General features: G+C 43.6%; 9 protein-coding genes, 1 pseudogene and 1 riboswitch. All 10 genes and pseudogenes read right to left on the bottom strand.

Going from position 1 to position 12,102, the window contains the following annotated elements:
• Positions 1 to 50 precede the first annotated feature (50 nt).
• The 10 genes and pseudogenes from DWY37_RS05995 to DWY37_RS05950 all read right to left on the bottom strand — a co-directional run bounded on the left by DWY37_RS05995 (position 51) and on the right by DWY37_RS05950 (position 12,092).
• On the bottom strand, positions 51 to 1,157 hold the full coding sequence (locus DWY37_RS05995) for an ABC transporter ATP-binding protein (protein ID WP_118541066.1): 1,107 nt from the start codon (positions 1,155 to 1,157) through the stop codon (positions 51 to 53).
• A gap of 56 nt (positions 1,158 to 1,213) precedes the next feature.
• Positions 1,214 to 2,218 (bottom strand): FecCD family ABC transporter permease, encoded by a 1,005-nt coding sequence (locus DWY37_RS05990; RefSeq protein ID WP_118541028.1) that lies wholly within the window; start codon positions 2,216 to 2,218, stop codon positions 1,214 to 1,216.
• A gap of 6 nt (positions 2,219 to 2,224) precedes the next feature.
• Positions 2,225 to 3,370, bottom strand: coding sequence for an ABC transporter substrate-binding protein (locus DWY37_RS05985; RefSeq protein ID WP_118541026.1), 1,146 nt, complete (start codon positions 3,368 to 3,370; stop codon positions 2,225 to 2,227).
• Between the two features lies 1 nt (position 3,371).
• Complete coding sequence (locus DWY37_RS05980) at positions 3,372 to 3,620, bottom strand: hypothetical protein (protein ID WP_022244140.1); 249 nt, start codon at positions 3,618 to 3,620, stop codon at positions 3,372 to 3,374.
• Positions 3,621 to 4,084: 464 nt separating this feature from the next.
• Positions 4,085 to 5,287, bottom strand: a pseudogene (locus DWY37_RS05975) (sirohydrochlorin cobaltochelatase); the annotation flags it as partial.
• A 163-nt stretch (positions 5,288 to 5,450) separates the two neighbouring features.
• Positions 5,451 to 5,661, bottom strand: a riboswitch (cobalamin riboswitch).
• Positions 5,662 to 5,744: 83 nt separating this feature from the next.
• Positions 5,745 to 6,713, bottom strand: a complete 969-nt coding sequence (cobI, locus tag DWY37_RS05970) for a precorrin-2 C(20)-methyltransferase (RefSeq protein ID WP_118544421.1) — start codon at positions 6,711 to 6,713, stop codon at positions 5,745 to 5,747.
• Between the two features lie 62 nt (positions 6,714 to 6,775).
• The gene (locus DWY37_RS05965; RefSeq protein ID WP_118541022.1) at positions 6,776 to 8,248 is read right to left on the bottom strand and encodes a cobyrinate a,c-diamide synthase; all 1,473 of its coding nucleotides are present in this window, start codon (positions 8,246 to 8,248) and stop codon (positions 6,776 to 6,778) included.
• Entirely contained in the window at positions 8,235 to 10,367 is a 2,133-nt protein-coding gene (gene cobK / locus DWY37_RS05960) for a precorrin-6A reductase (RefSeq protein ID WP_118544422.1), read from the bottom strand. The genes DWY37_RS05965 and cobK overlap by 14 nt, the downstream gene beginning before the upstream one ends.
• Positions 10,364 to 11,101, bottom strand: a complete 738-nt coding sequence (gene cobJ, locus DWY37_RS05955) for a precorrin-3B C(17)-methyltransferase (RefSeq protein ID WP_118541016.1) — start codon at positions 11,099 to 11,101, stop codon at positions 10,364 to 10,366. The genes cobK and cobJ overlap by 4 nt, the downstream gene beginning before the upstream one ends.
• Positions 11,091 to 12,092, bottom strand: coding sequence for a cobalt-precorrin 5A hydrolase (locus DWY37_RS05950; RefSeq protein WP_243092080.1), 1,002 nt, complete (start codon positions 12,090 to 12,092; stop codon positions 11,091 to 11,093). The genes cobJ and DWY37_RS05950 overlap by 11 nt, the downstream gene beginning before the upstream one ends.
• Between the last annotated feature and the right edge of the window lie 10 nt (positions 12,093 to 12,102).

Below are 12,102 nucleotides of genomic sequence, written 5' to 3'. Positions count from 1 at the left end.
AATCATAAAACAACTTTGATTCCACGGGCTTTTCTTTTATTCCAATTTCTTTATTTCAATTTTCCCTGTTCTTCTGCCAGGCTTCGCAGTTCTTTATTTAACATATTATAAGGTCCGAAATTCTCGCAGGTGCAAATACAGGTTTCACAGCCTGCAAGTATTTTCTTAGCTTCTTCCAGTTGTGCTTCTTCCATCGGATAAAAAGCTTTTGCAGTAATGACTTTTGATGCCAGTGCCGTTGCAACAGGATATTCTACGTCATTTTCAAATAAGATTCCTGCTGCAAATGGAATATGCTCTCTCTGCAGTCTGTAATAGGTTGGTATTGCAGCACCACCGCCTCCGATTACGAATACATTCGGGGCCGCTTTATTTCCCGGCATCTGCATGATTCCAAGCATGGAATCAAAGTTCTTTTCCTCAATTCCATAAAGCTTCTGTACCAGCGAACCCTGAAAGATTTCTTCCGGTGTTCCTATGTGGCTGACGGTGGTTCCATCTACACAGGCTACCATATCCGATACTTTCTGTACCAAGTCAAGTTCATGCAGTGACATCATTACTGCTATATTCCGTTCCCTTGCCAGTTTCCGGATGCTGTTTAAAATATCAAGCTTATAACGGATATCCAGATAAGAGGTAGGTTCATCCAATACCAGGATTGCTGTATCCTGGCAGATGGCTCTCGCCAACATAACACGCTGTCTCTGTCCGTCACTGATTCTTGTAAATGACTGCTCTGCCACCTCTTCCGCATGAACCATGGTAATTGCCTCATCCACCAGTTTCCAGTCCTGCTTATCTAAGATTCCAAGTCTTCCGGTATAGGGATATCGTCCGGTTGCAACCACATCCCGGCAGGACATCAGCTCCGGATGAATATGCTCTGTCATTACCATGGAAAGGCTCTTTGCAATTTCTGCCTCTTTCATTTCCGAGGTTGCTTTCCCATTCAGGTATACTACACCATCAAGGGATTTCAACTGCTTTACAATACTCTTTAGAATCGTAGATTTACCGGAACCATTTGGGCCAATCAACGTCAATACCCTTCCCGGTTCTGCCATCAGATTGACATTCGAAAGAATGACCTTTTTTCCATATCCAACTTTGAATTTGTCTGTTACAAGCCCTTGCTTTCTTTCAGAAGATTTCATTTTTCCTGCCATGCGTTCTTTCTCTGTGGACTCTGCTTTTCCTGCTATCTGTTTTGTCATCCCCGCTCCTCCTGTCTGCGCAGCATCATTATAATTACCACCGGAACCAAAAAGACCGCTGTAACGGTACTGATACTTACTTCTGTCGGTGCAAAGAGTGTTCTTGCGATTCCATCACAAAACAGTGTCACTACCGCTCCCCCCAGAAAGCAGCCCGGTATCAGCACCAGTGGTTTTGCTGTTCCTGTGGCAGATTTTATCAGATGTGGCACCGCAATTCCTACAAAGGAAATCGGCCCTGCAAACGCTGTTACACAAGCCGACAACAAGCTGGATAACAGAATCAGGCTTACCCGGAGCACCGTTATATTAACCCCCATATTTCTGGCATAAGTCTCTCCCATCTGATACGCACCAATCGGCTTTGCAAGAAACATTGCCGCAAGAAAGGACAGCAAGGTCAGGATAAATATCATCAGGATATTTGACCAGTTCATTCCGGAGAAGCTGCCCTGGGACCAGTTGTGCAAATTTACGATATTCGAATCATCTGCAAAAGTAACACAGATGTCTGTAATTGCCGAGCAGATATATCCGATTAGAATTCCGCATACAATCAGAAGAGACATTCTATGTACCTTCATGGAAATTAAAAGTACAAATCCCATTGCCAGAAGTGAGCCGGCAAAGGCTGCTGCTACCATTCCAAAAGAACTGATTGTAATTCCCCTTCCCAGAAGATAAATCATTGCCAGTGCTACCATAAGTTTGGCACCGGAAGAAATTCCCAGCACATACGGACCTGCAATTGGATTTCCAAAAAAAGTCTGCAGTAAAAATCCGGAAATGGACAATGCTCCCCCCAGCATGACAGCAGCCAGAATCCGTGGCAGTCTGATATCCCAGATAATATGATAAGTGGTACCTTCTTCTGTCTGTTTCAGTAAAATATTCCAAAGCTCATCCCAGGAAATCGAAATACTTCCAGAACCAATATTCCAGAAAATTAATCCCACCAGCAATATAAAAATTGTTATAAAAGAGACTGCATACCGCTTCATTTTCTTTTACCTCAGCTTCTTTAAATATCCTGCTTCTTCTGTATCTGTATTCTGAAATATTTTATTCAGATCTTCCATAAAATCTCCGATTGCCGTGGATTTCTGGAAGAAATTATTTGTGGTACAATAGACATTTCCATCCTGTACTGCCTGAAAATCTGCAAACAGTGCATTCTTCTGCTTCAATTCCTCCAGCGTACTGATTTCGCCTTCAATTGTACTGTTATATATTAAGATATCGGCATTCTTTGCATCTGCATAGAAATCCTCCATCTGTATGTTCATTGTGGAAAGTGCATTTTCTTCTTCGCCCGCCAGTTGTTCCGGCACATAGGTTCCACCGGAAAGAGCAATCATCTGTGCTACATAATCATTTGATTTCCGCACACTGATTGTTCCGTTTGCTGTCACACTGAAAAATGCTACTGTTACATTGCAGCTTTCTTTCTTCATAATCGGCTCTAATTTTTCTAATTCTGTTTCATAGAAAGAATCTGCTTCTTCCTCTTTATCAAATAATACTCCATATAAACGGATCCATTCCAGTCTGCCCAATGGGTGTGATTCATAGCTGGAACGCTCCACAAGTACAGGGATTCCAAGTTCTTCCAACTTTTCTTTTACTTCCGGGTTATGATAAATCATTGTATTTTCAATTGCCAGATTACAGCCTTCATCCAGAATCAGTTCATAGTCCGGAGCACTGTATTTTCCTGCATATAAAATGTCTCCTTCCTCCATGGCTTCCCTGGCTTCTTCTACATACCAGCCATCTTCCTTCGTTCCGGAGAGCCGGATATCTGACATGGCATCAATCTGTCTTACCAAATCCATGACAGAAGTGGATACCAGATATGTTTTATCCAGCGGCTGCTGTAAAACCGTAACATCCTCCGGGATATTCTGCGGCACCACCATGCCCTCCGGAATAAGCAAAAAACGACCGTCATCCACGATCGTAATCATTTTGTACCCGCCATATTCATCGACACTATACTGTGTTGCATAATTTAATTCCATACTCCCAGTCTTGCTGAGAGAACTAAAATCTACGGTATCTGCTTTTTTCTCCTGCTTCTTTGTACCACAGGCACAAAGAGTCAGAAGAAGTATACAGATAACGCTCACTATCATAATTCGTTTTTTCTGCATTTTATTTTACCAGTTTAAAATTCAATGTATATTCAATTTCATGAGGTGTGCTCATTGCAACAGTATCACCCACTACTGCAATGTCACAGTCAAAGCCGGATACCGGAATCGTAAAGGTGGAATTTCCGCCCTTGTTCTCATTAAGATACTTTGTTCCATCTACTAACATGTAATCATAGTTTGGACTGCTCCACACAACGGTTGCAGTAATTTTTCCATCTTTTATCACAACCTTCGCCGGTGAATCCACCGTTGCTCTTCCGGTTCCGCCCCCTAAAGTTACTTCTGCCTCATAAGAGCCATCAGCTAATTTTTTTTTTCAGGATTAGAAACAGATACTTTGTGGTCGTACCATTTTCCCTTTGTTCCAATTAATGCAAGATCAAAGTCTTCATCCACTGCAGGAACCGGAACATCAAAGCCGTATACTTCTTCGCTGGTTCCATCACTGTATTCTACCGTATCTGTAGTAGGCTCAAGAAGCTTCGCACCATCTTTCTGTGCATCTGCTGCTGTTCCAACAAATAAATTTACAATGTTCTTAGATGGAAGTGTGATATGCGCTGTCATTTTTCCATCCTTTACCGTAAGTTCTGCCTTGCCTTCTTTTGCTTCATTTACGTGAAACATTGTGCTGTCTGTGTTGAAGTCTACGGTATAAGTTCCATCCTCTAAGGCTGCAGAGGAATTGGAACCACCTGCTGTTGCAAGTGGCTCTGCCTCTAAAGCAGCCTTTGTATGTGCTACATAAATATCCTGGACTGCTTTGATTCTTCCAAGACCTTCAATCTGTGTATCTACACTGTCAAATGCTTTAGATGCTTCAAACTGGCTCTTCCAGGAGTCTTCATCATCTCCAGCCATATCGTTGTTTGCATGGTCTCCGGCAACAACCATTAACGGACGAAGAATTACTTTTTTGTATCCTGCTTCTTTTACCTTTTCAATAACAGCTTCACATGCGGTATCTTCCGGTTCACCTTCTACGGTTCCAACGAATGCATTCTTGTAATTCAGTTTTTCTAACTGGGTCTGCATCTGGTCATAAGTTACATTTGCAGTATGGGAAGTACCATGTCCCATAAATACAAATGCTGTTCCATCTTCTGCTGCAGCATCCATGCTGTCATATCCAGCAAGTTTAACTGCTTCTGCTGTAATTGCTTCTGCAACGGCAGCCTTGTCTTCGTTGATTACAGTTGCATCACTTCCAACTTCACCTAACAGAGGTTCTGCGATACGGACTGTTTCAAATTTATCCTGATACTTCTCAATTGCTTCTACCAGTTCATCATATTCTGCACCATGCATTAAGTGAGTCGGCTGTACCACAAGATTCTTAACGCCATTGTCTACCGCACGCTCTAATGCCTGATCCATGTTATCGATTTTTTCATCATCACGGGCCTGTATATGGTTAATAATAATCTGTGCTGTAAATGCTCTTCTTACAGACCAGTCAGGATTTGCTTCCTGTAATGCTTTTTCAATGCCGCCGATATCTGTTGCGCGGCTGTCATTAAAGGATGTACCAAAGCTTACTACCAAAAGCTCATTCTCTCCAATATCATCCTGATTTAAAGGATCATCCTTTGATGCATCTCCGGTATCTCTTCCAAAGTAATCCGGGTCTGCATTTTCTCCAGATACCAGTTCCTTCTGAGCATCTGTCAGTGCATCCCATGCTTCTTTTGCTGCCTTACACTGTGCATCTGTCTCATCAGTTCTTTCCTGCACATAAATTGCATCAATCAATGCTGCTACCTCATCTGCCTTTGCCTGATCATCCTTTTCATCTTCTGTCGAAACAGCTTCTGTTGTTTCAGTTGTCCCTGTTGTTTTCTTATCACCACATCCCGCAAACATGGTTGCAGCCATAGTAAGTGTAAGAACTACAGTCAATGCTTTCTTTTTCATTTTTTTCTCCTTTTCTCATGTTCTGGTTTCACTTACACATGAAAAAACTCCGTTCCATATTGCTATGAACGAAGTAAATGACATACTAACTACAGGAAATACGCTTTACGGATTTCCCTTGTTATCAAACAGTACAGCCAATTACTCGTGACCCGGAATCTCTTCCCGTACCAGATAAACGGCAGGTTTCCTGACTCAAAGATTAACGCTCCGTAATCACCTTCCCAATGTCTGTGCATCAGTGGCGCTTTTAAAAGCCTGACTACGTTACTCCCTTCTTACAGTGACGAGTTCGTACAGGATTTACACCTGTTTCCCTTTTACCCTGCATATGAATGAATTTCATTGCAGGCACCGGTTATCTTTCTATGAAATCGCTACTATACTAACACACTTTTTATTTTTTCACAAGCCATAGTTCACCCAGCCTCAACAAACTTCACCCTTAAAAAGTCCTCTAGCCTTTCAGCCGGTGGGTCAGTACCTTCATAATGGCATCATAATGTTCTGCCTGATGGGGATACGTACAGTTGGTACAAATCTTAAGTTTTCTGCCATTTGTCTCTTTGTACTCCGGTGTTCCCGGACAATGCTCCATTTCATACATCGGGCAGTAGCAGAACATACAGTTAATCTGCTCAATGTCCCTATGGCAGGGATAATAAGCGCATGCACGATTCTCAAAAAAGCGGCTGCTGTTATGCACCGGCTCATCTTTGGTCTTTACAATCACGATGGTAAAATATCCGCTCTTTTCCGGTATGTTATCCACACCGGAAAAGACTTTTTCTTCCTCTTTTCCACAATCGGAAACACTATACACTTCTAACGGACGGATGGTGCTTTCCTTTTGCAGCATTTCTTTTAACTGCTTCAGCTTCCTTCCGGACTTCATATAGATTCTGGTGCCGGAAAATTGTCTCGATTCTTCTATCTCATAGGAACCGGGAATAATATGAATCTGCTCTTCCTTTTCTCCCAGCGAAATGCCAAGTCTTGCTGCCACTGCACAAAAAGACGGTACCCCGCTGACCATTTCCGTATAGCCACCATGCTCTTCGATTTTCTGTGAAAGATAAGTATAGGTGGAATAAATTGCCGGATCCCCCAGCGTTAAAAAGGCAACCTTTTCTCCCCTTGCAAGATATGCTTCTATATTTTCGCATATCTTATCATGGGCTTCTTCTAACTTTTTCTCATCTCTGGTCATGGGAAAATTCCATGCCACAAGCTGATGCTTCCGTATGTCCGGCACCAGTTTTTCTACAATCTGAAAAGCATTACACTCTTCTATCGGTTCGGACGGCACTACTATGGTATCGCAGCATTCTATCACCTGAACCGCTTTATGGGTCAAAAGCTCCGGCTCCCCCGGACCTACTCCGATTCCATATAAAATTCCGCTCTGTGCTTTTTCTTTCTGCATCTATCTTCCTCTTATTTTAAATTATCTTTTACTTCTATTTATCATTTACTTCATTTTATCATTTAATTCCATTTATCTTTTTGCTTCAATTTTGATTGTTGATACAGTCCTGCCTGCTGATAGAAATGCTCCACAAAAGAAGGGTTGGACGGATAATAAAGATGAGGAAATCCCCACCAGTGGTTTTCTCCTTCCCAGACACATTCCCACCTTCTGTTTCCGGTCGGTTTCTTTGCCACGCAGTCCGTTCCATTTTCCGTACTGTCAAAATAATGGAATTCGTGTCCCCGGATTCCTTCTTTTTCCGGCAGGAAACAGCTCTCTTTCTCGGTAAGCTCCACATAGCCAAAACGCACCAGTTTTCCCCGGTAATCTGCATCTGCATCAATTACGCCCGCCATGGAATATTGTCTGCCTTCCATATCCTTCAGTGATTTATGAAGATAAAGAAAACCCCCACATTCTGCCAGTGACGGAAGTCCGCCCCGGATGGCTTCCCGTATGACTGTCTTCATGCTGTCATTTTCGGATAATTCCTTTGCAAAAAGTTCCGGATATCCCCCGCCTAACAGTAATCCGCTGATATGCTCCGGCAATTTCTTATCATGCAGGGGGGAAAACGGCACCAGCTCAAAGCCCCTTTTTGAAAGCAGTTTCAGGTTCTCCTGATAATAGAAACAGAATGCCTCATCTTTTGCGATGGCAAGGCGGAGCTTACTTTCATGGGTGTCATTTTCTTTGATATCTGCTCTCTGGAATACCATATCATTTTCATAGATATCTGCTCTCTGATATGTCACTTTGTTTTCGTGACTATCAACTTCTGGGGATGCCGCATCTTTTTCTCCGGCTCCCCCAATTGCTAAAATCCGCTCTATCGATACCGTTTCTTTTAAGCTGTCTGCCCCGCGGCATACCTGTTCTTTTAAATCACGCTTTTCTTCCGGAAGTTTTAAGCCTAAGTGGCGGCTCTCCAGATGAAGCTCCTTCTGTTCGGTAAAACAGCCCAGCACTTCTATGGATAATTCGGTTTCGATTAACTCTTTTAATGACGCATAGAACATTTTGCTGACCCGGTTTAGTATCACGCCCTTTATGATTCCGGCTTTGTCATAGGATAAAAGTCCCTGTATCAGTGGAAGTATCGTTCTTCCCATGCCATGTGCATCAATTACCAGAATCACCGGCAAAGAAATTGCTTTTGCCAGGTGATAAGTGGAACCTTCTTCTAAAATTCCGCCAAGTCCGTCATAAAGTCCCATGACACCCTCTACTACTGCAAATGCATCTTCCGGTGTCTCTTCCACAAATATCTCTTTTGTCTTTGTTTCGCCGGTAAAATATGTATCCAGATTTCCGCCCGGCACACCTAAAATCGTCCGGTGAAACATCGGGTCTATATAATCCGGTCCGCACTTAAATGCACAGACATTGACTCCTGCTTCTTTCAAGGCTTCGATTAACGCACAGGTAATCAATGTCTTTCCACTGCCGCTTTTGGGTGCTGCAAGAACTACTCCTTTACGCTTCTGCATCCGCTTCTCCTCCCTGCAAATCAAAGGAACATATCATAACCGGATTTTCCGCCTTTGGCATATAATAAGAGCCAAGCTCATGATAACGGCTGACCTGCATCTGAATCAGTTCAAAACCACAGACCGGAAAACGCTCTTTCACCTGCTTGAATTCCGCCACTGTCTCAAGGCTTATGGCATTCATTACAACTCTTATTCTCCTCTTTTTTGCTGCCAGTACTTCTAAAATTTCCATCAGGTGTCCACCGCTTCCCCCGATGAAAACATGTGTCGGCTCCTCTAATCCATTGCATGCCTCCGGTGCCGTTCCCCGGATAATCTCCATATTTGCTACCTGAAACTTCTCTTTATTCTGTGCCAGAAGTGCTAGCGCCTCTTCTTTCTTTTCAATGGCATAGACTTTGATTCCTTTGGATAAATGGGCTGCTTCCACAGCAATCGAACCCGTTCCGCTTCCAATATCATAAAGCACCGAATCTTTCTGAAGCCGCAGGCTGCAAAGGCTGACCTGACGCACTTCCCCTTTGGTCATTGGAACTTTCCCACGAATAAAGGCTTCATCCGGGATTCCCGGTGACAAAGTTGCCGGCTCTTCCTGCGCTTCCTGTTCCCTGCGCTTTCCCTGCTCCGCACATTCTTCATTCGCTTTCTGTTCTTCCTTCTCTATCATAACAACATACAATCCTTCCTGTTCTGTCTCCTGGCACGCTTCCGGTGTAAGCACCATCAGCTTCTGCTGCAGATAAGACAACTGGTACCCCACTGTAATTCTGCAATTCTCTTTATTCGAAAAAAGTACTCCTAATTTCCGGATATCTTCAGCTCCGGATACCAAAAGAAACAGCCGCCCATTTTCATGCAGCCTGTGCAGCACTTCTGCCTGCCAGCCACCCGTATCTGTTTTGCCATGTATACTGTAAATTCCGGCATTTTCCCAGCTTACGCCACAGGCTGCTGCCATCATCTGAATGGAAGAAATGCCCGGAATGCTTTGCAGGGTTCCATGAAGTATGCCCTTTTGCAGCGCTTCCTGCAGACAGATTCTTACCTTGCTCCAGCCACTATAAAAACCAATATCCCCGGAAAAAAGGATGACTACCTTCAGTTTTTCATGCACCGCATACTGTCTGCTCTTTTCCTTAAGCCATGTAAGGATTTTATCCGGCAGATAAAGTGCCTCTTTTTCAAGCTTCGGTGTCACTGCCTCTATCAGACGTTTCGCACCTAATACAAGGTCCGCTTCTGCCAATGCTTCCTTTAACCGGACGGTCATCATATCTGCATCCCCCGGTCCGATTCCTGCCAGCGTAATCATAAGCTCCGCCGGTCTTAAGGAAAGGTTTACTCCTGTTAATGTTTCGATTTTCTCACAGACTGCATCAAAGGAAAGTCCGTCTTCCTCTGCTGCCTCCCGACGAATGACCAAAAGCGGGATATGATTTTTTAAAGCTGCTTCTTTTTTTTCTAAAAAGCCTCCGGTAATGCCGCCCTGCTTTGTTACCATACATTTTATCCCGTACTGATGAATCAGTGCATCATTGAATTCTTCAGAAAAAGGTCCCTGCAGTGCCAGAATCTGTTGTGGCAGAATTCCTTCCCTCCGGCAGATTTCAAGACTTTCCAGCCCCGGCAGTACCCGGACATAAAGACGTTTTTTTACTTCTTCCGATTCGGTATATACGGAAAGTTCCTTGCTTCCTGTAGTAAGAAGAATGTTTCCCTTGATTTCCTTTAATGCTTCTGCACAGGCCTCATTGCTGTCAAAGAAACGAAGTCCCGTTTCTTCCGACGCCTGGATGCTCCGTTTCAGCCGTAAGTAAGTGACCTCAAGTCCATCCGCTTTCATTCCGGCAACGCAGCTTTTTATGGTTCTGGTCACTTCCACCGCATAGGGATGAGTGGCATCGATTACAATGTCAAAGGATTCTTTCCTTAGAAATTCTGACATAGCTTCTTTGGAAAGGCGTCCTTCCTGAATCTTCACCTTCGGATGCGCCTTCATAACCAGCTTTCCATAATCGGTTGCCACCGATACGGTGTGGGCTATGCCTGCTGCCGCCATCAGCTCCGATAAGTTTCTTCCTTCTGTTGTTCCTGAAAAAATGATGATCTTTTTCATTGCTCTATCTTATAGCCTCTTGGTGTGATTAATTTTCCATCCTGAATTCTGGTTCTGGAATTTCCGACAAAAACGGTAGTAAACATATTTACTGATTTACTCTGTAATTCTTCTAATGTACAGGTAACTGTGCTTTCTCCGTCTCTTCCGATATTTTCCACATAACCGCATGCGCGCTCCGGTTCTATCTCCTGAAGCAGAATTTTGCATGCTCTTTCCAAATAGTCTGCCCGCTTCCGGCTGGACGGATTATAAAGTGCAATAGCAAAATCTCCCCGTGCCGCCATAATCAGCCTCTTTTCAATTAACTCCCATGGTGTCATAAGGTCACTGAGACTGATTACACAGTAGTCATGATTTAATGGTGCTCCAAGAACCGCTGCTCCGCTGTTGGCTGCGGTAATTCCCGGTATCACTTCCAGTGAAATCGCCGGATATTCTTTTCCGATCTCATACATCAGTGATGCCATTCCATAGACACCGGCATCGCCGCTGCATACCATTGCCACGCTTTTGCCTTTTTCTGCTTCCTCAAAACACATTCTGCAGCGTTTTTCTTCCTGCCGCATCGGCGTGGAAAGAAATTCCTTGTCTTGAAAACGTTCTCCTAACAAATCAAGATATACGGTATATCCGATGATTACGTCCACCTGTTCTAATACTTCGATGGCTCTGCCTGTCATCATCTCTTCATTTCCCGGTCCCATTCCAACAATCCATATTTTACTCTTCATATAAAGTCAGTCTCCAATCTTCTTTTGCTATTGCAAGTGTCATTCCATTTTCCGCTTTTTTCTGAAGCACCAGCCTTCCATTATCCCGGCAGGCTGCCATGGCTGCCCGCTCGCAGACATTGTCTACGCCCACCTGGCTTTCCACAAATACCGATGAATCAAAGGTACCGGACACACGGCTTAAGGTTTCTGCATCAAAGGTGAGAAATGGAATGCCATGTTCTGCCGCAAGTTTTAGAATTGCCTTCTCATCCTTCTTTTTATCAATCGAAGCAATCGCCCGTATCTGTTTCCAGTCTACTCCGGCTTCCTTTAAACAGCTTTCTGCAAATGCCTTAAGTTCCTGTTCTTCTTTATTCCTTCTGCATCCGATTCCAAGAATATATTCTTTGGGGATTAAGGTCAATAATGGCTCTGACTTCTGTCCATCCTCTGGTGTGCCGATTACCACATCCACTTTAGCAGCATATTTCGGAACGATTGTCATGGAAAGCTTCTTTTTTTCCAGCACCTTTGCAGAAACTTTCTTAATGCCTTCTTTTTTATCAATGGAAAGGTCATGCTTTTTTGCAAATACATCTATGGCAAAGGCATTATTAATGTCAGTCGCTGTGGTAATTACCGGAACTGCTCCTAATAACTCTGCCAGTAAAAGTGCTATCTCATTGGCGCCTCCTACATGCCCGGATAAAAGAGGAATGACATAATTGCCTGCCTCATCCAGTACCAGCACCGGACTGTCTGTCAGCTTGTCCTTAAGAAATGGGGCAATTGTCCGCACTGCAATTCCGCATGCTCCGATAAAAATGATTGCATTTCTTAGGGAAAACTGCTCCTTTGTCCACGCGTTCAGATTTTCCACTTGTTTTCTGCCATGATAAGTATGAATTTCACAGGGAAGCTGCTGCTCTTTGGAAAGTCTTTTTATCTTTTCGGCAAGCTCTGCTCCCTTTTCGGTAAAGCTGATGACACTCCATTTCAATGACTGCATTTTCTTTCCG

It is taken from the genome of Roseburia sp. AF25-13LB, assembly GCF_003478915.1.
Lineage (GTDB): Bacteria > Bacillota > Clostridia > Lachnospirales > Lachnospiraceae > Roseburia_C > Roseburia_C amylophila.
The sequence above is the reverse complement of the archived record's forward strand: the minus strand, read 5'-3'. Positions and strand labels throughout refer to the sequence as shown.

What these genes read in the sequence shown, in the direction of transcription:
- DWY37_RS05995 (WP_118541066.1), bottom strand. Translation starts at nt 1,157, where the DNA reads ATGAAATCTTCTGAAAGAAAGCAAGGGCTTGTAACAGACAAATTCAAA.
- DWY37_RS05990 (WP_118541028.1), bottom strand. Translation starts at nt 2,218, where the DNA reads ATGAAGCGGTATGCAGTCTCTTTTATAACAATTTTTATATTGCTGGTG.
- DWY37_RS05985 (WP_118541026.1), bottom strand. Translation starts at nt 3,370, where the DNA reads ATGCAGAAAAAACGAATTATGATAGTGAGCGTTATCTGTATACTTCTT.
- cobI (WP_118544421.1), bottom strand. Translation starts at nt 6,713, where the DNA reads ATGCAGAAAGAAAAAGCACAGAGCGGAATTTTATATGGAATCGGAGTA.
- DWY37_RS05965 (WP_118541022.1), bottom strand. Translation starts at nt 8,248, where the DNA reads ATGCAGAAGCGTAAAGGAGTAGTTCTTGCAGCACCCAAAAGCGGCAGT.
- cobK (WP_118544422.1), bottom strand. Translation starts at nt 10,367, where the DNA reads ATGAAAAAGATCATCATTTTTTCAGGAACAACAGAAGGAAGAAACTTA.
- cobJ (WP_118541016.1), bottom strand. Translation starts at nt 11,101, where the DNA reads ATGAAGAGTAAAATATGGATTGTTGGAATGGGACCGGGAAATGAAGAG.
- DWY37_RS05950 (WP_243092080.1), bottom strand. Translation starts at nt 12,092, where the DNA reads ATGCAGTCATTGAAATGGAGTGTCATCAGCTTTACCGAAAAGGGAGCA.